At 74.4% G+C, this 20,387-nt stretch carries 19 protein-coding genes; 16 read left to right on the top strand and 3 right to left on the bottom strand.

Annotated elements, in window-relative coordinates; genetic code table 11:
- Positions 1-5: 5 nt before the first annotated feature.
- Together DOO78_RS04400 and DOO78_RS04395 are read right to left on the bottom strand one after the other, a co-directional pair.
- Entirely contained in the window at positions 6-1,235 is a 1,230-nt protein-coding gene (locus DOO78_RS04400) for a CaiB/BaiF CoA transferase family protein (protein WP_111468502.1), read from the bottom strand.
- Complete coding sequence (locus DOO78_RS04395) at positions 1,232-2,191, bottom strand: hydroxymethylglutaryl-CoA lyase (RefSeq protein ID WP_111468501.1); 960 nt, start codon at positions 2,189-2,191, stop codon at positions 1,232-1,234. The genes DOO78_RS04400 and DOO78_RS04395 overlap by 4 nt, the downstream gene beginning before the upstream one ends.
- A 159-nt stretch (positions 2,192-2,350) precedes the next feature.
- Here DOO78_RS04395 and DOO78_RS04390 point away from each other — a divergent pair, with 159 nt between their 5' ends.
- The 3 genes from DOO78_RS04390 to DOO78_RS04380 all read left to right on the top strand — a co-directional run bounded on the left by DOO78_RS04390 (position 2,351) and on the right by DOO78_RS04380 (position 4,866).
- A complete protein-coding gene (locus tag DOO78_RS04390) occupies positions 2,351-3,157 on the top strand; it encodes an enoyl-CoA hydratase/isomerase family protein (RefSeq protein WP_111468500.1) in 807 nt (268 codons plus the stop codon).
- 25 nt (positions 3,158-3,182) lie between these two features.
- A complete protein-coding gene (locus DOO78_RS04385) occupies positions 3,183-4,295 on the top strand; it encodes an NAD(P)/FAD-dependent oxidoreductase (protein ID WP_111468499.1) in 1,113 nt (370 codons plus the stop codon).
- A 277-nt stretch (positions 4,296-4,572) separates the two neighbouring features.
- The gene (locus DOO78_RS04380) at positions 4,573-4,866 is read left to right on the top strand and encodes a hypothetical protein (RefSeq protein ID WP_111468498.1); all 294 of its coding nucleotides are present in this window, start codon (positions 4,573-4,575) and stop codon (positions 4,864-4,866) included.
- A gap of 303 nt (positions 4,867-5,169) precedes the next feature.
- On the opposite strand, the gene DOO78_RS28365 is transcribed toward DOO78_RS04380, so the two are convergent.
- Positions 5,170-5,298: a hypothetical protein gene (locus tag DOO78_RS28365; protein ID WP_279387768.1), complete on the bottom strand. Its 129-nt coding sequence runs from the start codon at positions 5,296-5,298 to the stop codon at positions 5,170-5,172.
- A 321-nt stretch (positions 5,299-5,619) separates the two neighbouring features.
- On the opposite strand from DOO78_RS28365, the gene DOO78_RS04375 reads away from it, so the two are divergent.
- The 13 genes from DOO78_RS04375 (at position 5,620) to DOO78_RS04320 (ending at position 20,387) form a co-directional block, all read left to right on the top strand.
- Positions 5,620-6,345, top strand: a complete 726-nt coding sequence (locus DOO78_RS04375) for a sugar transferase (protein WP_111468497.1) — start codon at positions 5,620-5,622, stop codon at positions 6,343-6,345.
- An 86-nt stretch (positions 6,346-6,431) separates the two neighbouring features.
- Positions 6,432-7,952 carry an oligosaccharide flippase family protein gene (locus DOO78_RS04370; protein ID WP_111468496.1) on the top strand — a complete coding sequence of 507 codons (1,521 nt, stop codon included), beginning with the start codon at positions 6,432-6,434 and terminating at the stop codon, positions 7,950-7,952.
- On the top strand, positions 7,952-9,034 hold the full coding sequence (locus DOO78_RS04365) for a glycosyltransferase family 4 protein (RefSeq protein WP_111468495.1): 1,083 nt from the start codon (positions 7,952-7,954) through the stop codon (positions 9,032-9,034). Before DOO78_RS04370 ends, DOO78_RS04365 begins: the two co-directional genes overlap by 1 nt.
- A complete protein-coding gene (locus DOO78_RS04360) occupies positions 9,031-10,155 on the top strand; it encodes a glycosyltransferase (protein WP_243634362.1) in 1,125 nt (374 codons plus the stop codon). The genes DOO78_RS04365 and DOO78_RS04360 overlap by 4 nt, the downstream gene beginning before the upstream one ends.
- On the top strand, positions 10,152-11,078 hold the full coding sequence (locus DOO78_RS04355) for a glycosyltransferase family 2 protein (RefSeq protein ID WP_111468494.1): 927 nt from the start codon (positions 10,152-10,154) through the stop codon (positions 11,076-11,078). Before DOO78_RS04360 ends, DOO78_RS04355 begins: the two co-directional genes overlap by 4 nt.
- 2 nt (positions 11,079-11,080) lie before the next feature.
- Positions 11,081-11,944 (top strand): glycosyltransferase family 2 protein, encoded by an 864-nt coding sequence (locus tag DOO78_RS04350; RefSeq protein WP_111468493.1) that lies wholly within the window; start codon positions 11,081-11,083, stop codon positions 11,942-11,944.
- 3 nt (positions 11,945-11,947) lie between these two features.
- On the top strand, positions 11,948-12,748 hold the full coding sequence (locus DOO78_RS04345; protein WP_111468492.1) for a YdcF family protein: 801 nt from the start codon (positions 11,948-11,950) through the stop codon (positions 12,746-12,748).
- 73 nt (positions 12,749-12,821) lie between these two features.
- The gene (locus DOO78_RS04340; protein ID WP_243634360.1) at positions 12,822-13,493 is read left to right on the top strand and encodes a sigma-70 family RNA polymerase sigma factor; all 672 of its coding nucleotides are present in this window, start codon (positions 12,822-12,824) and stop codon (positions 13,491-13,493) included.
- A complete protein-coding gene (locus DOO78_RS27350; protein ID WP_165838712.1) occupies positions 13,490-13,924 on the top strand; it encodes a hypothetical protein in 435 nt (144 codons plus the stop codon). Before DOO78_RS04340 ends, DOO78_RS27350 begins: the two co-directional genes overlap by 4 nt.
- A 56-nt stretch (positions 13,925-13,980) precedes the next feature.
- Positions 13,981-14,361, top strand: coding sequence for a periplasmic heavy metal sensor (locus DOO78_RS27345; protein WP_165838711.1), 381 nt, complete (start codon positions 13,981-13,983; stop codon positions 14,359-14,361).
- A gap of 37 nt (positions 14,362-14,398) precedes the next feature.
- Positions 14,399-15,814: an efflux transporter outer membrane subunit gene (locus tag DOO78_RS04330; protein ID WP_111468490.1), complete on the top strand. Its 1,416-nt coding sequence runs from the start codon at positions 14,399-14,401 to the stop codon at positions 15,812-15,814.
- 83 nt (positions 15,815-15,897) lie between these two features.
- A complete protein-coding gene (locus tag DOO78_RS04325) occupies positions 15,898-17,157 on the top strand; it encodes an efflux RND transporter periplasmic adaptor subunit (protein WP_111468489.1) in 1,260 nt (419 codons plus the stop codon).
- Positions 17,154-20,387, top strand: a complete 3,234-nt coding sequence (locus tag DOO78_RS04320) for an efflux RND transporter permease subunit (RefSeq protein ID WP_111468488.1) — start codon at positions 17,154-17,156, stop codon at positions 20,385-20,387. The genes DOO78_RS04325 and DOO78_RS04320 overlap by 4 nt, the downstream gene beginning before the upstream one ends.

Here is a 20,387-nt window from a genome sequence, read left to right as displayed (position 1 = left end):
GCGCCTCAGGGATCGGCCGGCGGGTCCGAGGCGACGATCACGCCGGCGGCCGAGAGGGCGGTGATCTCGGTCGCGGCATAGCCCGCCTCGGCCAGCAGCTCGGCATTGTGCTCGCCCATGCGCGGCGGCTGCCGGCGGAGCGTCACCCGCTGCCGCGCCGGCCCGAATTCCAGCGGCAGCGCCGGCAGGCCCACCTCCGCGCCGCCACCGAGCGCCGAGATCGCCGTCTGCAGCAGGCCGCCGCCGGCCAGCAGGTGCGGGTCCGCGAAGAGATCGGCCGGCTGCCCGACCGGCGCCCAGGAGATGCCGGCCGCCTCGCAGCGCCGCGACACCTCGGCGGTCGGCAGGGTCTCGATCACCTCCTGCAGCGCCGGCAGCAGCCAGGACCGCTCCCGCGCCCGCTGCGCATTGGTGGCGAGGCGCGGATCGGCGGCGAGGCCGGCGAGATCGAAGCCGGCGGTGAAGCGGGCCCATTGCTGGTCGCTGGTGACGCCGATGAAGAGCTGGCCGTCGGCGGTGCGGAAGGTGTCGTAGATGCCCCAGGCGCCGCGGCGCGCCGGCATCGGCGGCGGCGCCTCGCCGGTCGCGGCGAGGCCGGCCATGTGGCTGCCCATCAGGAAGACCGCGCTCTCGAAGAGCGAGGAGCAGACCCGCTGCCCCTCCCCGGTCGCATCCCGCTGGCGCAGGGCGGCGAGCGTCGCGGTGACGCCGAAGACGGCGCCGAGGATGTCGATGATCGAGGCGCCGGCGCGCAGCGGCCGGCCGGGCGGCCCGGTCATGTAGGCGAGGCCGGACTGGAACTGCACCACCTCGTCGAGCGCTGGCCGGTGCTCGTAGGGGCCGGCGAGGAAGCCCTTCAGCGCCAGGTAGACCAGCCGCGGGTTGACGGCGCGGAGCTGCTCCCAGCCGCAGCCGAGCCGCTCCATCGTGCCCGGCCCGTAATTCTCCAGCACGATGTCGGCGCCGGCGACCAGGCGATGCGCCGCCGCCAGCCCCTCCGGGCGCTTCAGGTCGAGCGCCAGGCTGCGCTTGTTGCGGTTGAAGGTGGCGAAGAAGCCCGCGGCGAAGCCCGGCAGGCGCCGGGTGTGGTCGCCCTGCGGCGCCGGCTCGACCTTGATGACGTCGGCGCCGAGATCGGCCAGCAGCAGCCCGGCGCAGGGCCCCATGATGGTGTGGCTGAACTCGAGGACCCGGAGGCCCCGGAGCGGCTGCGGCCCCTCGGCGGCGGCGCTCATGCCGCCTGCCGGCGGAAGGCGTCGAGGCTGCCGGCGCGCAGCAGCTCGGAGGGGAGCTGGTGGCCGACGATGCGCTCGGCCAGCCGCCCGACCTCGATCAGCGCATCGAGGTCGATGCCGGTGGCGATGCCCATCTCCTCGCAGAGCAGCGCCAGCTCCTCGGTGCAGATGTTGCCGGCGGCGCCCTTCTGCCCGGCGAAGGGGCAGCCGCCGAGGCCGCCGACGGTGCTGTCGAACCGGCTCACCCCGAGCCGCAGCCCGGCATGGGCGTTGGCGACGGCCAGGCCGCGCGTGTCGTGCAGGTGCAGGCCGATGCGGAGATCCGGCCAGCGCTCGCGCACCGCGGCGACGCCGCGCTCGATGCGGATCGGCGTCGCCCAGCCCATGGTGTCGGCGAGCGAGACGTCGGTGATGGTCTCGCCCGCCGCGGCGGCGATGGCCAGCCCGTCCTCGACGGTGCGGACGACCTGCTCGGGCGCGATATCGCCCTGGTAGTTGCAGCCGAAGGCGGCCATCACCCCGACCCGCGTGACCTTGATGCCGTGCTTCTGGTGCACCGCGGTCTGCTTGCGCATCGCCTCGAGATTCTCGGCATGCGGCCGGTTCAGGTTCTTGATGGAGAAGGCGTTGGAGGCGGCGAGCGAGATGGAGCCGCCGAGGGTCAGCCGGTCGGCGAAGGCCAGCGCCCGGTTGAGGCCGTTCTCGTTGAACCAGAGCGCGGTGTAGTGCACGCCCGGCCGCGGCCGGACGCCGCCCGCCACCGCCTCGGCATCCGCCCAGCCCGGCACCAGCCGGGGGTTCACGAAGGAGCAGATCTGGATGTGGCGGAGGCCGGTCTCGGCCAGCGCCTCGACGAGGGCGATCTTCTCGGCCGTCGGAATCGGCCCGGGCTCGATCTGGAAGCCCTCGCGCGGTCCCTCCTCATGGATCTCGACGGTCCGGGGAAGATCGGACATGACGCCCTCCGATGACAGATTGGCCGGCGATGGTGGCCCGCATGGCCCGCCCGCGCCAGGGGGCGCCGGCGGGCCCGCCCCGGCCCCGGCGCCGGGCACACCCTTGCCGCCCGCGACCGCCCCCGGCACAAGGCGGGGAGCCAGGAGGAGACAGCCGCGATGAGCGCCGCCGCGAAGACCCGGGACGAGGGCTCCCTGCCCACCCTCGAGATCACCGGCAGCCGGGCGACGCTGCGCCTCAACCGGCCGGCAGTGATGAACCGGGTGCAGCCGGAGGACATCGCCGAGATCCTCCGCCTGCTCGCCGCGGCGGAGCAGGACCCGGCGGTGCGGGTGCTGGTCATCGCCTCGACCGGCAAGTCCTTCTCGGCGGGGGCGCATCTCGGCGACATGGCGCGGCAGGCCGAGGCCGGCGGCATCCGCGAGACCGGCGGCGCCGGCTTCGAGGACATGATCAACCGGATCGAGATGCTGACCGTGCCGACCATCGCCCGGCTGCATGGCGGGGTCTATGGCGGCAGCACCGACCTCGCCCTCGCCTGCGACTTCCGCGTCGGCGTCAGCCCGGGGACGGTGATGTTCATGCCGGCGGCGCGGATCGGCGTGCATTACTACGAGAGCGGGCTGCGCCGCTATGTCTCGCGGCTCGGCCTCAACCATGCCAAGCGGCTCTTCATGCTGGCCGAGGAGCAGAGCCCGGAGGAGCTCCTGCGGATCGGCTACCTGACGGATCTGGTGGCGCCCTCCGAGCTCGATGCCCGGATCGACGCCATCGCCGCGCGGCTGGGCGAGCTGGCGCCGCTCGCGGTGCAGGGCGCCAAGCTGGCGATCAACGAAATCGGCCACCAGGCGCTCGACGTGCCGGCGCTGGAGGCCCGGATCAGGGCCGCGAAGGCGAGCGAGGACATCCGCGAGGGGCTGGCGGCCTTCAAGGAGAAGCGCAAGCCGGTCTTCCGCGGCCGCTGAGACCGCAAGCGGCGGGACGGGACAGATGGACGAAGTCGATTGCGTGGTGGCCGGCGCCGGCGTGGTGGGGCTCGCGGTGGCGCGGGCTCTGGCGCTGGCCGGGCGCGAGGTGCTGGTGCTGGAGGCGGCGGAGGGGATCGGGACCGAGACCTCCTCGCGCAATTCCGAGGTGATCCATGCCGGCATCTACTACCCGGCCGGCAGCCTGATGGCGCGGGCCTGCGTCGCGGGCAAGCGGCAGCTCTACGCCTATTGCCGGGAGCGCGGCATCCCGCACGCCAATTGCGGCAAGCTGATCGTGGCGACGGACGAGGCGGAGGCGGAGAAGCTCGCCTCCATCCAGGCCCGCGCCGCCGCCAACGGCGTGCCGGATTTGCGGCGGCTGACGCGGGCGGAGGCGCTGGCGATGGAGCCGGCGCTGCACTGCACCGCCGCGCTGCTCTCGCCCTCGACCGGCATCATCGACAGCCACGCCTATATGCTGAGCCTGCAGGGCGATGCCGAGAATGCCGGCGCGACCCTCGTCTTTCATGCGCCGGTGCTGGGCGGCCGGGCGACCGCCGCCGGGATCGTGCTTGATGTCGGCGGGGCCGAGCCCATGGCGCTGCGCTGCCGCGTGCTGGTGAACGCCGCCGGCCTGCATGCGCCGAAGCTCGCCCGCGGCCTCGCCGGCATGCCGAGCCAACTCGTCCCGACCGCCTACTACGCCAAGGGCAATTACTTCACCCTGACCGGGAAGAACCCCTTCTCGCGGCTGATCTACCCGGTGCCGGTGCCGGGTGGGCTGGGGACGCATCTGACGATCGATCTCGGCGGCCAGGCGCGGTTCGGCCCGGATGTCGAATGGGTCGAGCGCCTCGACTACGAGGTCGATCCGCGCCGCGGCGACAGCTTCTACGCCGCCATCCGCCGCTACTGGCCCGATCTGCGGGATGGGGCGCTGGCGCCCGGCTACAGCGGCATCCGGCCGAAGATCGTGCCGCCGGGCGCGCCCGGCCAGGATTTCACGCTGATGGGCCCGGAGGCGCATGGCATCCCCGGCCTGCTGCATCTCTTCGGCATCGAGAGCCCGGGCCTCACCGCCTCCCTCGCCCTCGGCGACCTGGCGGCGGAACAGGTGGCCGCCTGGGGGCGATAGGGCGGAACGCGGGAGGACCGGCCGTCCCGCGCGGCCTCCGCCGCCGGCGATGGCGCGCCCGGCCGGCGCCCCCGTCACGCGCCCCCGTCACGCGCCCCTGGCATGCGCCCCTGGCACGCGCCGGAGATTCGTTGCGATAAGGATAGTATCCGGCGATAAGTCCTTGCTGCTATATCAACTATGAGACGAATTCTCCTCGCAATTGTCATCTCCGCATGCGAGAACCCGGCCCGCCCATCCGCCATTGAACAGCGGCTTGCAAAACAGGACAGCACGCGTGCCGGACCGCCTCGATCTTCTCACCTACATCACCGGGGAACCGGGCCCCGACGTCGCCAGCCCCCGGGTCGGCGACCCGGTCGAGCTTCGCTTCCTGCAAGGCGGCCGCACCATCGAGGCCTACTCCGCGGCGGGCCAGCGTCTCGGCCGCCTGCCGCCGGCCGAACGCGAGGTCATCGCCGGCATCGTGCCGGCCGGTCTTGCCAGCCTCATCGGGCAGATCGACGCCCTGGTGCCGCGGCCGCAGCGCCAGGGCGCCGGACGGATCCATATCCGCGTCAACGCCGAGTGACGAGACCCGTGCGCGGGTCCGCTGAACTGCCTCGCGCAGTGGTCGAAGCAGGCTCTCGGGTGCCAAGTGCCGTGTGTCGGACGACCCGCGCACAGGTCCCATGAGCCCATCGCCGGGCCGCATGACGCGTGGCCGGCGGATCCCGGCGCCGTCCCGGTCCGGCGTCGGCGAAGCTGACGCCGCCCTCCGGGCATCCCCGCCGCCACGCCATCCCTGCAGAGCCACCGCGGCCGGCTGAGCGCCGCCGTCCGGCCAGGCTCCGTCCCCGGAAGGCCGGACCCTGTGGGACCAGCGGGCCCGCCCTCACCAGAGGGCGCGAATCGTCAGCACCAACCCGATCCAGAGCACCGAGGACAGCATCAGGGCGCAGGCGATGCCGCGCGGCGCCTCGCCCGGATCGCCATACAGGGTGTCGTCTCCGTCCCCGTCCATGTCTGAAGGCATGGGATCCTCCCGCGTCCGATCCGCGCCGGCCTTTTGGGCATATCCCCCGGGCCCATCGCGTCTCCACGATTGCTCGGCTGTCGTAATTCAACCGTAAATCACAAAACCTCGCATTGCGATTTCGGTTCTGTGAGATCGCGGAGTTGTGCGCCGCCACAATCCGGCCGCAACCCCGTCGCATTCCGGCGACGCTGCGGGGTCATAACGCTGGCAGTGGGATGCGCGGCCTCCGGGCCGCGACGCCCGGCGGATGAGGAATATCCCGGCGCTGCCGCATGGCGCCCCGGATCGAGGAAGGGTCGGCTCGCCATGCTCGGCGTCGAGATCTATGCACACACGGCCAGCGAGGCCGCCTTCGCCACCATGGCCGGCTCCCTTGCCCTATCGGCGCCCGCGGCCCGGCCGCTGGGCCGCCGGGCCCGGCTGCGGGCCGCCGCGAAGCGGATGATCGACATCCTCGGCGCCGGCGCGCTGCTGCTGCTCGCGGCGCCGGCCTTCCTGCTGCTCGCGCTGCTGATCCGCGCCGATGGCGGCCCGGTGCTCTATGCGCATGAGCGGATCGGCCGCGACGGCCGCCGCTTCGGCTGCCTGAAGTTCCGCTCGATGGTCGTGGATTCGCAGGCCCGGCTCGCCGCCCTGCTGCAGTCGGACCCCGCCGCCCGCGCCGAGTGGGAGAGGACGCGCAAGCTGAAGGACGATCCGCGGGTCACCCGCACCGGCCGCTTCCTGCGCGCCTCCAGCCTCGACGAGCTGCCGCAGCTCATCAACGTCCTCCGCGGCGAGATGAGCCTCGTCGGCCCCCGCCCGGTCGTGGCCAGCGAGCTCGACGACCACTACGGCGAGGCGGCGCGGGACTACCTCGCGGTGCGGCCCGGCGTCACCGGCCTGTGGCAGATCAGCGGCCGCAGCGATACGAGCTACGCCACCCGCGTCGCCCTCGACAGCCGCTATGCGCGGTCCCCCTCGCTGCGGACCGACCTGAAGATCCTGCTGCGCACGCCGCTCGTGGTGCTGCTGCGCCGCGGCGCCTACTGACCCGCCACCCTTGACCCCCTGCGGAGGGGCTGGCACCCCCGCCGCCTCCTCCCGCCCGATCCCCTGCCGGATCACGCAAGGTACCCATGGACCATCCCGAATCCCGCACCAGGGCACGCATGATGGTCGCCGGGATCGCCTGGAACGCCGCCGGGCGCGGCCTGCCGCTCCTGCTCGCCCTGCTGCTGACGCCGATCCTCGTGCATCAGCTCGGGCTCGACCGCTGGGGTCTCTTCACCCTGGCCCTCGCCATGGTCGGCGTCTTCGGCGTCTTCGACCTGGGCGTCGGCCAGGCCCTGACCCGCGCCCTGTCGGAGCGGATCGGCGCCGGACGGGAGGCGGAGGCGGCCGGGCTGGTGGGCGCCGCGCTCGCGGTGCTCGCCGGCATCAGCCTGGTCATGGCCCTCGCCCTCTGGCTCGGCATCCCCTGGCTGGTCGAGCATGGCCTCCAGGTGCCGCCGGCGCTGCAGCCGCAGGCCGTCTCCGGCATGCGGGTGCTGGCCCTCGCGGCGCCGCTGGTGGTGCTGAACGCGGCGCTCTGGGGCGTGCTGGCGGCCTATCAGCGCTTCCGCGCCGCCAACCTCGTCACCATCCCGGTCAACCTCTTCTACTATCTCGGCCCGGTGCTGGTGCTGCTGGTCTGGGACAGCCTGACGGCGGTGATGCTGGCGCTGGTCGGGGTGCGGCTGGTCAACACGCTCTCCTACCTGCTCCTGCTGCGCCGCCTGGTCGCGCAGGTGCTGGCGACGCCGCTGCGGCTCGGGCTGGTGCTGCCGCTGCTGCGGATCGGCGGCTGGATGACCTTCTCCGGCCTGCTGACCCAGGCCCTGCTCTATGCCGACCGCTTCCTCATCGGCGCCCTGCTCTCGCTGACGGCCGTCGCCTACTACGCGACGCCGCTCGACCTCGTCATGCGGGTCTGGATGCTGCCGGTCGCGGTGGCGCAGACGCTGCTGCCGGCCTTCGCCTCGGCCCATGCCACGCTGCCGCGGCAGACCGCATCGCTGCTGCGCCGCGGCGGGCTGATGGTGATGGGGCTGGTGCTGCCGGTCGGGCTGCTGCTGGCCGGCGGCGGCGAGTTCATCCTCGTCCTCTGGCTGGGGCCGGATTTCGCCGCCGGCGGCGGCCAGGTGCTGCGCATCCTCGGCGCCGGCATCTTCTTCTCCTGCCTCGCCTTCGTGCCGGCGGCGCTGATCGACGCGATCGGCCGGCCGGACGTCACCGCCCGCTTCGCCCTGCTCCAGGCCCTGCTCTACCTGCCGCTCGCCGCCCTGCTGCTGCGCTGGATCGGCATCGAGGGCGCGGCCATCGCCTGGGCGCTGCGCTGCCTCGTCGACGCGCTCGGCAAGCTCTGGCTCGCCGGCCGGCTCTACCCGGCGGTGCGGCGGGCGGTGGCGACGCTGCTGCCGCCGCTGGCGGCGGCAGGCTGCTGCCTCGCCCTGCTGCCGGTGCTGCCCCGGGCGACGGCGGCCCCGCTTCTGGCCCTGGCCGGCCTCGCCGGCTTCGGGCTGCTGGCGCTGCGGGCGCTCGAGCCGGCGGAGAAGGCGCGGCTCAGGGGCCTGCTGCGGCTGCCGGGCGGGGCGCTCCGCGCCGGGAGCGGCTCCTGATGCCGCTCGCGATCAATGGCCGCTTCCTCGGCCAGAAGGTGACCGGCGTGCAGCGCTTCGCCACCGAGGTCACCCGCGCGCTGGATGCGCTGGCCGGCGAGTTCCGCCTGCCCGATGCCCGGCTGCTGCAGCCCGCCGGCGGCGCGCCCTCCCCCTTCCGCTCGCTGCGGGACGGCGCGGCCTCGCTGCTGCGCGGCCAGGCCTGGGAGCAGCTGGAGCTGCCGCTGCGCGCACGCGGCTGCACCCTGGTCAATCTCGGCAACACCGCGCCCCTCGCCATGGGGCGCCGGCAGCTCGTCGTCATCCACGACGCCGGCGCCTTCGACACGCCGGAGAGCTACTCCGCCGCCTTCCGGAACTGGTACCGGGCGCTGCACCTGGCGCTGGCGCGGGCCGGCGCGCGCATCGTCACCGTCTCCGGCTTCTCCCGCGGACGGATCGCGCATCATCTCGGCCTCGATCCCGGCCGCATCGGCGTCATGCCCGAGGGGGCGGAGCATATCCTGCGCGCCCCGGCGGCGGCCGAGGTGCTGGCGCGCCATGGCCTGCAGTCGGGCCGCTACGCGCTGGTGGTCGGCAATCCGGCGGCGCACAAGAACCTGGCGGCGCTGGCCGACTGCGCCGGGCTGCTGGCGCGGCATGGCTGCCTGCTCGCCGTCGCCGGCGCCGCCGATCCCGCCGTCTACCGCCGGGGCGGCGGCGTCGATGCCGCGGCCGGGGCGGTCCGGGCGCTCGGGCGGGTCAGCGACGCCGAGTTGCGCGCCCTCTACGAATCGGCGCTCTGCCTGCTCTTTCCCTCCCGCTATGAGGGGTTCGGCCTGCCGCCACTCGAGGCCATGGCCTGCGGCTGCCCAGTCATCGCCGCCGCCTCCGGCGCCGTGCCGGAGGTCTGCGGCGAGGCCGCGCTCTGGTTCGATCCGGCGGCCGAGGGTGCCCTGCCGGCCGCGCTCGCGCGGCTGCTGCAGGAGGAGGGCCTGGCGGCCAGCCTGCGCGAGCAGGGCCTGGCGCGGGCTGCGGGTTTCACCTGGCGTGCCGCCGCGGAACGGCTGCTCGCCCTGCTGCCAGGGGAGCGCGGGTGGTGAGGGTCGCGATCGTCCATGAATGGCTGGAGAGCTATTCCGGCTCGGAACGCGTGGTCGAGCAGATGCTCGATCTCTGGCCGCATGCCGATCTCTTCGCGGTCTGCGACATGCTGCCCGAGAATGAGCGCGGCTTCCTGCGCGGGCGGGAGGTGCGGACCAGCTTCATCCAGAACCTGCCCTTCGCGCGGCGGCATTTCCGCAAGTATCTCGGCCTGATGCCGCTGGCGGTCGAGCAGTTCGACCTCTCGGGCTACGACCTCGTCCTCTCCTCGAACCATGCCGTCGCCAAGGGCGTCATCACCGGGCCGGGGCAGCTGCATGTGAGCTACGTGCACAGCCCGATGCGCTATGCCTGGGACCTGCAGCACCAGTATCTCCGCCAGGCCGGGCTCGAGCGCGGGCCGATGTCGCTCTACACGCGCTGGCTGCTGCACCGGCTGCGGCTCTGGGACCGGGCCTCGGCCGCGGGGGTCGATTCCATCGTCGCCAACAGCGCCTATATCGCCGACCGCATCGCCAAGACCTGGCGCCGCAACGCCACGGTGATCCATCCGCCGGTCGACGTGGACCATTTCGCGCTCAGCGAATCGCGGGAGGACCACTACCTGATCGCCGCCCGCATGGTGCCCTACAAGCGCGTCGAGCTGGTGGCCGAGGCCTTCCGCGCCATGCCGGAGCGGCGCCTCGTCATCTGCGGCGACGGGCCGGGCCTCGCGCAGGTGCGCGCCGCCGCGGCCGGCGCGCCGAACATCGAGCTGCGCGGCCGGGTGCCGCAGACCGAGCTGATCGCCCTCACCCGCAGCGCCCGCGCCTTCGTCTACGCCGCCGAGGAGGATTTCGGCATCGGCATGGTGGAGGCGCAGGCCTGCGGCACGCCGCTGATCGCCTTCGGCCGCGGCGGCGCGCGCGACATCGTCCGCCCCGGCACCGGGCTGCTCTTCGGCGAGCAGAGCGCGGAGTCGATCGCCGCCGCGGTGCGCCGCTTCGAGACGCTGGCGCCGGCCATGGACCCGCGAAGCTGCCGGGCGAATGCCATGCGCTTCTCGGTCTCGGCCTTCCGGGCCCGCTTCCGCTCGCATGTCGAGGGGCTGATGGAGGAGCGGAAGGCGGCGGCGGCATGAAGCTCAGCCTCATCGTCGCCACGCGGGGCCGCGACCGCGAGCTCGGCGCGCTCTTCGAGAGCCTCGCCGCGCAGGACGAGCCGTCCCTCGAGGTCATCCTCGTCGACCAGAATGCCGATGACCGGCTGGCGCCCATCGTCGCCGCCTGGCGCGACCGGCTGGCGATCACCTGGCGGCGCAGCGCGTGGGCGCATGCGAACCACGCGCGCAACCTCGGCCTGGCGCTGGCCCGCGGCGGGATCGTCGGCTTCCCCGACGACGACTGCCTCTTCCCGCCCGGCCTCGTCGCCCGCGTCCTTGCCGGCTTCGCGGGCGATCCCGGCCTGGCGATCCTCACCGGCCCCGCCGCCTCGCCGGCGGGCGGGCTCGGCTCCGGCCGCTGGCGCGCCGAGGCCGGCGCCATCGACGCGACGACTGTCTGGACCAGCGTGATCGAGTTCAACCTCTTCCTCCGCCGCGCCGTCGCGCTCGCCATGGGCGGCTTCGACGAGCGCCTCGGCCCGGGCACGCCGCTCGGCTCGACCGAGGGCAACGACCTGGTGCTGCGCGCCATCCGCGCCGGCCATGCGGCGCGCTACGACCCGGCGCAGCGCATCCTGCACCCCGACAAGCGGCTGACGCCGGTCGCGGTGGAGCGCGCCGCGCTCTATGGCCGCGGCATGGGCTTCGTGCTGCGCCGGCATGCGGTGCCGGCGGGCACCTGGCTGCCCTTCCTGATCCGCCCGCTCGGCGGCGCGCTGCTCGCCGCGGCGCGCGGCAACGGGCTGGCGGCGCGCTACTACCTCGCCACGCTGCGCGGCCGGGTCGCCGGCTTCCTGACGCCGGGCGCGGCCTCCGGCCTGCCCCTGCCGGCCCTGCCCGACGCCGCCCCCTCCGGCGTGACCCAGCCCGCCCCGACCCTGCCGGCGACGACCGGAGCCTGAGCATGCGCATCGCCATCGGCATCGCCACGCGCGGCCGCGCCGCCATCCTGGCCGGGACGCTGCACGAGCTGGCGCGGCAGACCCGGCCGGCCGACCGGATCATCGTCTGCCATGTGGAGCCGGAGGACGTGGCGCCGGCGCAGCCGGGCATCGCCTATATCCGGAGCCCCGCCGGCCTGCCGCGGCAGCGCAACGCCATCCTCGACGCCGCGGCGGATTGCGACCTGCTGCTCTTCCTCGACGACGATTTCCTGCCGGCGCCCGATTACCTGCGGGTCACGGCCGCGGTCTTCGCCGCGCAGCCCGATTGCGTCGTCACCACCGGGACCGTGCTCGCCGACGGCGCCAACGGCCCCGGCTTCAGCCTGGCCGAGGGGCGGGCGATCCTCGCCGGCGACGCGCCCGCCGGCGACCCGCTCGCCGCGGCGCCGCATTTCAACGGCTATGGCTGCAACATGGCGGTCCGCCTGGCGGTCGTGCGGCGCCACGGCATCCGCGTCGACGAGGCGCTGCCGCTCTATGCCTGGTACGAGGATATCGACTTCACCCGGCAGCTCGGCCGGCATGGCCGCATCCTCCGCCTCGCCGGGGCGCGCGGCGTGCATCTCGGCACCAAGCTCGGCCGGAGCCCGGGGCGGCGGCTCGGCTACTCGCAGGTGGCGAACCCGGTCTATCTCGCCCGCAAGGGCACCTATCCCTGGTCGCACGCCCTGCCGAGCCTGCTGCGGCACACGCTGAAGAACGCCGTGCGGGCGCCCTGGCCGGAGCCCTGGGCGGATCGCTGGGGGCGGTTCCGCGGCAACCTCCTCGCCCTCGCCGACTGGGCGCGCGGCCGCGTCGCGCCGGGGCGGGTCCTGGAGCTCTAGCCGGTGCAGGACCTCGCCTTCTTCGCCTCCAAGCTGCTCTGGTGGCCGGCGCGGCCCGGCACCGCCGCCATCCTGCTCGCCCTCCTCGGCCTCGTCCTGCTCTGGCGCGGCCGGCGCGTCGGGCGCTGGCCGGCGCTGCTCGGCATCGGCTTCCTCGCCCTGATCGCCGTCCTGCCGCTCGACCAGCCGGTGCTGCTGCCGCTGGAGCAGCGCTTCCCCCGGCCGGCGCAGGAGCCGGCGCATATCGACGGCATCGTTGTCCTCGGCGGCGCGGTCGAGCAGCGCCTGACCGAGGCGCGCGGCATCCCGGCGCTGAACGGCGCCGCCGAGCGCATGACCGAGCCGGTCGCGCTGCTGCGCCGGCATCCGGAGGCGCGGCTGGTCTTCACCGGCGGCTCGGCCAGCCTCGCGCCCGGGGCCACCACCGAGGCGGATGTGGCGCGCCGGCTCTGGGACGAGCTCGGCGTGCCGCCGGAGCGCATGGCCTTCGAGACCCAGTCGCGCAACACCTTCGAGAATGCCGCCTACACGCGGCGCCTGGTCGGGCCGAAGCCGGGCGAGACCTGGCTGCTGGTCACCTCGGCCAGCCACATGCCGCGCAGCATGGGCGTCTTCCGCCAGGCCGGCTGGGCGGGCATCATCGCCTGGCCGGTGAACTACCGCACCAGCCTCGATCCCGAGGTCTGGCTCGACGGCACCTTCCCCGCCCGGCTGCGGGATTTCGAATGGGGCATCCGGGAGTGGGTCGGGCTGACGGCCTATTGGCTCATGGGTCGCACGGACGCGCTCTTCCCGGCCCCATGACCGGCTGGCCGCCGGCGGGACGGATGGCCGCGTGGGATGCGGGCGCGGCGGCCGTACCATCCCGCAGCCGACGATGCCGATCCCGCTCCACCCCTCCCCCCACGCCCTGCTGGCCCGCGCCCCCGCGGTCTTGCCGCGCCTGGCCGACACCGCCGGACCGCCGGAGACCGCCGGCCCCGCCCGGCCGCCCGGGCTGATGGCGCGCGACGAGGCCAGCGATGCCGAGCTCATGGCCTGGGCGGCGGCCGGCGACCGCGCCGCCTTCGGCGTGCTGGTCGCCCGGCATGGCGACCGCACGCTGCGCCTGGCGCTGCGCGTCCTCGGCCGGACCGAGGAGGCGGAGGAGGTGGCGCAGGAGGCCTTCCTGCGCGCCTGGCAGGCCGCCGCCAGCTTCGATCCCGGCCGGGCCCGCTTCACCACCTGGCTGCACCGCATCACGCTGAACCTCGCCATCGACCGTGGCCGGCGCCGCGGCCGGGCGACGGAAGCCGGCGAGGAGGCGCTCGCCCTGCTGGCCGACCCGGCGCCCGGCCCCGAGGCCGCGGCCGCGGCCGCGGAGGACCATGCCGCCCTGGCCGGGGCCCTGGCGCGGCTGCCCGCCCGCCAGCGCGCCGCGATCGCCCTCGCCTATGAGGAAGGGCTGAGCGGCGCCGAGGCGGCCGCCATGCTGGATGTCTCGGAGCGGGCGCTCGAGGGCCTGCTGCGCCGCGCCCGCCTGATGTTGCGGAGGCTGATGACGCCATGACCCCGGCCCGCTTCGCCCGGCTGCTCGATGCCCATGGCCCCCGTCTCGAGGGCTGGCCCGCGCCGCGCCGCGCCGCCGCCGCGGCGCTGCTCGCGGTCTCGGCCGAGGCGCGGCGGCAGCTCGCCGCGGCCGAGCGCCTCGATGCGGCGCTCGGGCAGGTCCTGCCGCAGCCGCCGCCGGCGGCGCTGGCGCGGCTGCAGGCGCGGGTGGCGCGGGAGATCGCGCGCTCGCCCCTGCCCGTCCCGGCCGGCCGCTGGGCCCGGCTCGGCCAGAGGCTGCGGCCGGCGGCGCCGGCCGGCTACGGCGCGCTGGCGGCGATGGCCACCTGCGCCCTCTGGCTCAGCCTCGCCCCGGCGCCGGCGGTCGGCGGCCCGGCCGGCGACCCCCTGGCGCCGCTGCAGACCCTGCCCCTTGCGGAGGACCCGCTCTGATCTCCTGGCCATCCGGCCGGGCGCTGCTCGTCGCGGCGCTCGGCGCTTCCCTTGCCGTGAACCTGGTCCTTGGCTCCCTCTTCGTCTTCGGCGGCGGCCCGCGCGAGCATCGCGGGCGCGGGCTGGACCGGCTGGTGGGCCGGATCGAGGCGGCGCTGCCGGCCGAGGACCGGCCGCGCTTCCGCGCCGTGCTGGAGGCCGAGCGCGACAGCTACGCGCCGCAGCTCGCGGCGCTGCGGGCCGCCAGCGGCACGGTGGACGAGGCGACGGCGCGCGAGCCCTTCGACGCCGCCGCCCTCAAGGCCGCGCTCGATGCCTGGACCGAGCGCTGGGCCGCCTTCAACGTCGCCTTCAACGGCACCATGGTGCAGGCCATGCAGGCCGTCTCGCCCACCGGGCGGGCGCAGATCGCCGCGGCGCGCCGGCAGGGACGCTAGCATGCCCCGCCCCCCCGCCCACCCCGCGGCGCGCCCCATGGCCCGCCGCCGGGCCGCCCTGCTCGCGGCCGCCACCCTGCTGCCGGGCTGTTCCTGGCTGACGCCGCCGGCCACCTCCTCCGGCGTCGCGCTGCCGCCGCGGCTGACGGCGGCCGACCCGGCGGCGGGCGCGCTCTGGCCCAATCCGGCCTGGTGGCACGGCTTCGGCTCCGGCGAGCTCGACATGCTGATGGCCGAGGCCATGGCGGCGAACACCGACATCGCCGGCGCCGTCGCCCGGGTGCGGCAGGCGGATGCGCAGGTGCGGATCGCCGGCGCCGCGCTGCTGCCGACGCTCGACCTCACCAGCCAGGCGACGCGCTCGCAGACCGGCAGCGTGAACACCGCCAGCATCACCGGCGTCACCAGCCGCCGCGTCCGGGTCACGGCGAGCGACCGGATCCTGCTCTCGGCCAGCTACGAGGTCGATTTCTGGGGCAAGAACCGCGCCTCGGCCGAGGCGGCGCAGCAATCCGCCTCGGCCAGCCGCTTCGATGTCGGCACGGTGACGCTGACCACCCAGGCCGCGGTCGCCAACACCTATTTCGCCATGCTCGGGGCGCAGGAGCGGCTGGCGATCCAGCGGGAGAACCTGGAGACGGCGCAGCGGGTGCTGCGGGTGATCCGCGACCGCGTCTCGGTCGGCACCGGCACCGGCCTCGACCTGGCGCAGCAGGAGACGGTGGCGGCGCAGCAGCAGGCGCTGATCCCGCCCCTGGTGCAGGAGGTCGAGACCAACCGCAACTCGCTCGGCACGCTCATCGCCCGGCCGCCGGAGCAGATCAGCCTGCGGGGCGGCGAGTTCAACCGCATCGCCGTGCCGGCGGTCCGCCCGGGCCTGCCCGCCGAGGTGCTGGCCCGCCGGCCGGACGTGCTGAACGCCGAGGCGACGCTCGCCGCGGCCAATGCCAACATCGTCGTGGCGCGGGCCCAGCTCCTGCCCTCGATCACCCTGACCGGCTCGGGCGGCTGGACCAGCCTCGCCCTCGAGACCCTGACCCGGCCCGAGAGCCTGATCTTCACCCTCGCCGCCGGCCTGGCCCAGCCGATCTTCCGCGGTGGCGCCCTGCGCGGCCAGGTGCAGCTCACCGAGGCGCAGGCGGCGGAGCTGCTGGCCACCTACCGCTTCGCCATCCTCAACGCCCTGGTCGACACCGAGAACGCCCTGGTGGCGCTGCGCCAGACCACCGAGCAGGAAACGCTGCAGGCCAATGCCGTCCGCATGGCCGAGCGGGCCTATGCCATCTCCGAGGCCCAGCTCCGCGCCGGGACCATCGACATCGTGACCCTGCTGAACACGCAGCAGACGCTTTTCTCGGCGCGGAACACGTTGGCCCAGGCGCGGCTGGCGCGGCTGCAGGCGGCTGTCGGCCTGTTCCGCGCCCTCGGCGGCGGCTGGGGAACGCCGGCGTGACCCCGCCCCCCGAGGCCGACGCATGGGAAATGCCCCGGCGCGGCGTATGTGAAGCACCCAGCCGCGAGGTCCCCGCCCTGTCCATGCGCCGTCCGCTCCTCATCCTCCTCGGCCTCGGGCTGCTCGCCGGCGCCGGCGCCGGCCTCTGGGCCTGGCGCCAGCGGCCGGCCGCCACGGCGCCCCAGGCCGAGGCCGGCCGGCCGGGCGGCCGCGGCGGCGGCGCCCCGGTGCCGGTGACCGTCGCCGCGGCGAAGGTGCAGGACGTGCCGATCAGCCTGGACGCGATCGGCACGGTGCAGGCCTACAACACCATCACCGTCCGCCCGCAGGTGGATGGGCAACTGCTGGAGATCGCCTTCCGGGAGGGGCAGATGGTGAAGCAGGGCGATGTGCTCGCCCGCATCGACCCCCGCAGCTACCAGGCGGCGCTCGACCAGGCGGTGGCGAAGAAGGCGCAGGACGAGGCGCTGCTGGCCAATGCCCGGCTGGACCTGCAGCGCTACACCAGCCTGGCGCAGAACCAGGGCATCTCGCGGCAGCAGCAGGACACGCAGCGGGCGCTGGTCGCGCAGTACGAGGCGCAGGTGGCCGCCGACCAGGGCGCCATCGACGCGGCCCGCACCCAGCTCTCCTTCACCACCATCCGCTCGCCGATCAACGGCCGGGTCGGGCTGCGCCTGGTCGACCAGGGCAATGTCGTGCATTCCGGCGACGCCACCGGCATCGTCACCGTCTCCCAGCTGCAGCCGATCGCCGTGGTCTTCACCCTGCCGCAGCAGGAGCTCGGCCGGGTGCAGGAGGCGATGGCGCGCGGCAAGGTGCCGGTGCAGGTGGTGCGCTCCGGCCCGACGCTCGGCGCCGCCGCCGGCGCCCTGCCGGCGGCGCGCGACGCCAGCGTGCAGGCCGAGGGCGAGCTGCTGACCCTCGACAACGCCGTCGATGCGCAGACCGGCACGATCAAGCTGAAGGCCTCCTTCGCCAACGAGGATTTCCGGCTCTGGCCCGGCGCCTTCGTCAATGTCCGGCTCGAGGTCGAGCGCCTGCCGGGCGTCACCACCGTCCCGCTCGTCGCCGTGCAGCGGGGCCCGGACGGGGCCTTCGCCTTCGTCGTCGGCGCCGAGCGGACGGTCGAGCAGCGGCCGCTCCGCCTCGGCGCGCTGACCAACACCGAGGCGGTGGTGCGGCAGGGGCTGCGGCCAGGCGAGCAGGTGGTGACCTCGGGGGCGCTGCGCCTCAGCCCGGGCGCCGCCGTGCTGGTGCATGACGAGGGCGGCAACGGCCCCGCCCCGGCCCCGGGCGAGCCGCGCCGGCGGCCGCGCCAGGCCGCGGATGCGCGGCCATGAGCCCGGCCGCGGATGGCGGCGCCGGCCGGCCCGGCCCAGGGTCCGGCCCCGCCTCCGGCCCGGGCGCCTCCGGCCGCTTCGGCGGCGTCTCCGCCCCCTTCATCGCCCGGCCCATCGCCACCACGCTGCTGGCCATCGCCGTGCTGCTGACCGGGGTGCTCGGCTATCTCCGCCTGCCGGTCTCGGCGCTGCCGGAGGTGGACTTCCCGACCATCGAGGTGTCGACGACCCTCCCCGGCGCCTCACCGGAGACGGTGGCGCTGCTGGTCACCGCCTCGCTGGAGCGGCAGCTGGCGCAGATCGCCGGGCTGACCGACATCGTCTCGACCAGCGGCCCCGGCACCTCGCGCATCACCCTGCAGTTCAACCTCGGGCGCGACATCGACGACGCGGCGCAGGACGTGCAGGCGGCGATCAACGCCGCCAAGGGCACCCTGCCGAGCACCCTGCCCTATCCGCCGACCTATGCGAAGGTGAACCCGGCCGATCCGCCGATCATCACCCTGGCGCTCACCAGCGAGACGCTGCCGATCTGGCGCCTCTCGGACGCCGCCGACACGCTGCTCGCGCAGCGCCTCAGCCAGGTGAGCGGCGTCGGCCGCGTCATCGTCCAGGGCAGCATGCGGCCGGCGGTCCGGCTGCAGGCCGATCCGGTGCGGCTCGCGGCCTATGGGCTCTCGCTCGAGGATGTGCGGACCGCGGTCTCGGCCGCCAATGTCAACACGCCGAAGGGCAGCGTCGACGGGCCGCGCCAGGCCTCCTCGATCATGGCCAACGACCAGATCCGCTCGCCCGAGGATTTCGCCCGGCTGATCATCGCCTGGCGCAACGGCGCGCCGGTGCGCCTCTCCGATGTCGGCGAGGCGGTGCAGGACCTGGAGAACACCCTGAACGGCGCCTGGTTCGATGGCGGGCCGGCGGTGCTGATCGACGTGCAGCGCCAGCCCGGCGCCAACATCGTGGCGACCGTCGAGGATGTCCGGGCGCAGCTCGGCCTGCTGGAGCGGGCGCTGCCGCAGGGGGCGAAGCTCTCCATCGTCTCCGACCGCACCTCGACCATCCGCGCCTCGGTGCACGACGTGCAGTTCACCCTGGTGCTGGCCGTCGCCCTGGTCGTCGCGGTGATCTTCGTCTTCCTGCGCAGCGGCCGGGCGACGCTGATCCCCGGCATCGCCCTGCCGCTCTCGATCATCGGCACCTTCGGCGTCATGGCGCTCTGCGGCTTCTCGCTCGACAACCTCTCGCTCATGGCGCTGACCATCGCCACCGGCTTCGTGGTCGACGACGCGATCGTCATGATCGAGAACATCGTCCGGCTGATCGAGGAGGGCAAGCACCCGCTCGCCGCCGCCTATGAGGGCGCGGCGCAGATCGGCTTCACCGTGGTCTCCCTCACCGTCTCGCTAGTCGCGGTCTTCATCCCGCTGCTTTTCATGCCGGGGGTGGTGGGGCGGCTGTTCCAGGAATTCGCCCTGGTGCTGACGATCAGCGTCACCGTCTCCATGGTGGTGTCGCTGACGCTGACGCCGATGATGTGCGGCCGGCTGCTCCGCCCGGCCGGGACGGCGCGGCCCGGCCGCCTCTCCCGCCTGACCGAGCGCGGGCTCGACGGCATGCGCGACGCCTATGCCCGCAGCCTGCGCTGGGCACTGCGCCGCGAGGGGCTGATGCTGCTGGTGGCGCTGCTGACGCTCGCCGGCACCATCGCCCTCTACGTGGTGATGCCGAAGGGCTTCCTACCCTCGCAGGATACCGGCCTGATCGTCGCCACGGTCGAGGGGCCGGAGGACGCCTCCTTCAGCCGCATGGCGCGGTTGCAGCACGGCGTCGCGGAGGTGCTGCGGACCGATCCGGACGTGGTGAGCGTGACCTCGGTGATCGGCGCCGGCATCGTCAACCCGGCGCAGAACACCGGCCGCCTCACCGCCGTGCTGCGGCCGCGCGAGCGGCGCGCCGCCGATGCGGCGGCGATCATCGCCCGGCTGCAGCCGCGCCTCGACGCGCTGCCCGGCCTGTCCATCCATCTCGCCCCGGTGCAGGACATCCAGATCGGCGCCCGGCCCGGCAGCACCGCCTACCAGTACACGCTGATGGACCCGGACGCGGCCGAGCTCAGCCGCTGGGCGCCGGTGCTGGAGCAGCGGCTGCGCGAGCTGCCGGTGCTGCGCGACGTCGCCTCCGACCGCCGCGACGGAGGGCTGCGGGTGACGGTCGATGTCGACCGCGACAAGGCCGGCCGCCTCGGCGTCACCATGCAGGGCATCGACGACACGCTCTACGACGCCTTCGGCCAGCGGCAGATCAGCACCATCTACACCCAGAACAACCAGTACCGGGTGGTGCTGGAGGCGACGCCGGCGCTGCGCGACGATCCCTCGATGATCGGCCTGCTGCGGGTGCCGGCGACGGCCGGCCAGGCGGCGACGGCGCAGGGCACGCCGGTGCAGGCCCCGGCCGGCACGCCGCAGGTGCCGCTCTCGGAATTCGCCCGCATCGACCGCGCCGCCGGGCCGCTCACCGTGACCAAGCAGGGGCAGTTCCCGGCCGTCACCCTCGGCTTCGACCTCGCCCCCGGCGCCTCGCTCAGCGACGCGGTCGCGGCGATCCGCGCGGCGGAGGCGGAGATCGGCCTGCCCGACACCATCGCCGGCAGCTTCGCCGGCGACGCGGCGGAGTTCCAGCGCTCGCTGCAGGGCGAGCCCTGGCTGATCCTCGCCGCCATCGTGGTCATCTACATCGTGCTCGGCATGCTCTACGAGAGCCTGATCCACCCGGTCACCATCCTCTCCACCCTGCCCTCGGCCGGCATCGGCGCCCTGCTGGCGCTGCGCCTCTTCGGCCTCGACCTCTCGGTGGTCGCGCTGATCGGCATCGTGCTGCTGATGGGCATCGTGAAGAAGAATGCGATCATGATGATCGACTTCGCGCTGGAGGCGCAGCGCGACCACGGCAAGACGCCGCGGGAGGCGATCGAGGAGGCCTGCCTGCTGCGCTTCCGCCCGATCATGATGACGACGCTCGCCGCCCTGCTCGGGGCGCTGCCGCTGGTGCTCGAGAACGGCACCGGCTCGGAGCTGCGCCTGCCGCTCGGCGTCTCGGTGGTCGGCGGGCTGCTGCTCTCGCAGGTGATCACCCTCTACACCACGCCGGTGATCTATCTCGGCATGGAGCGCCTGCGCGAGCGCGTGCAGCGCCTGCACCGGCAGCCCGCGTCCGTACCGGCCGAATAG

The organism is Roseicella frigidaeris (assembly GCF_003258945.1).
Taxonomy (GTDB): Bacteria; Pseudomonadota; Alphaproteobacteria; order Acetobacterales; family Acetobacteraceae; genus Paracraurococcus; species Paracraurococcus frigidaeris.
Note: the sequence above shows the minus strand (reverse complement) of the source record. Positions and strands in the feature narration are given on the sequence as shown.

Bases quoted from the DNA above. Each gene is read 5' to 3' on its own strand.
- DOO78_RS04385 (WP_111468499.1), top strand. From the start codon at position 3,183: ATGGACGAAGTCGATTGCGTGGTGGCCGGCGCCGGCGTGGTGGGGCTC.
- DOO78_RS28365 (WP_279387768.1), bottom strand. From the start codon at position 5,298: ATGGACGGGGACGGAGACGACACCCTGTATGGCGATCCGGGCGAGGCG.
- DOO78_RS04365 (WP_111468495.1), top strand. From the start codon at position 7,952: ATGCCGCTCGCGATCAATGGCCGCTTCCTCGGCCAGAAGGTGACCGGC.
- DOO78_RS04400 (WP_111468502.1), bottom strand. From the start codon at position 1,235: ATGAGCGCCGCCGCCGAGGGGCCGCAGCCGCTCCGGGGCCTCCGGGTC.
- DOO78_RS04355 (WP_111468494.1), top strand. From the start codon at position 10,152: ATGAAGCTCAGCCTCATCGTCGCCACGCGGGGCCGCGACCGCGAGCTC.
- DOO78_RS04370 (WP_111468496.1), top strand. From the start codon at position 6,432: ATGGACCATCCCGAATCCCGCACCAGGGCACGCATGATGGTCGCCGGG.
- DOO78_RS04375 (WP_111468497.1), top strand. From the start codon at position 5,620: ATGCTCGGCGTCGAGATCTATGCACACACGGCCAGCGAGGCCGCCTTC.
- DOO78_RS04390 (WP_111468500.1), top strand. From the start codon at position 2,351: ATGAGCGCCGCCGCGAAGACCCGGGACGAGGGCTCCCTGCCCACCCTC.
- DOO78_RS04325 (WP_111468489.1), top strand. From the start codon at position 15,898: ATGCGCCGTCCGCTCCTCATCCTCCTCGGCCTCGGGCTGCTCGCCGGC.
- DOO78_RS04395 (WP_111468501.1), bottom strand. From the start codon at position 2,191: ATGTCCGATCTTCCCCGGACCGTCGAGATCCATGAGGAGGGACCGCGC.
- DOO78_RS04330 (WP_111468490.1), top strand. From the start codon at position 14,399: ATGGCCCGCCGCCGGGCCGCCCTGCTCGCGGCCGCCACCCTGCTGCCG.
- DOO78_RS04340 (WP_243634360.1), top strand. From the start codon at position 12,822: ATGCCGATCCCGCTCCACCCCTCCCCCCACGCCCTGCTGGCCCGCGCC.
- DOO78_RS27350 (WP_165838712.1), top strand. From the start codon at position 13,490: ATGACCCCGGCCCGCTTCGCCCGGCTGCTCGATGCCCATGGCCCCCGT.
- DOO78_RS04320 (WP_111468488.1), top strand. From the start codon at position 17,154: ATGAGCCCGGCCGCGGATGGCGGCGCCGGCCGGCCCGGCCCAGGGTCC.
- DOO78_RS04350 (WP_111468493.1), top strand. From the start codon at position 11,081: ATGCGCATCGCCATCGGCATCGCCACGCGCGGCCGCGCCGCCATCCTG.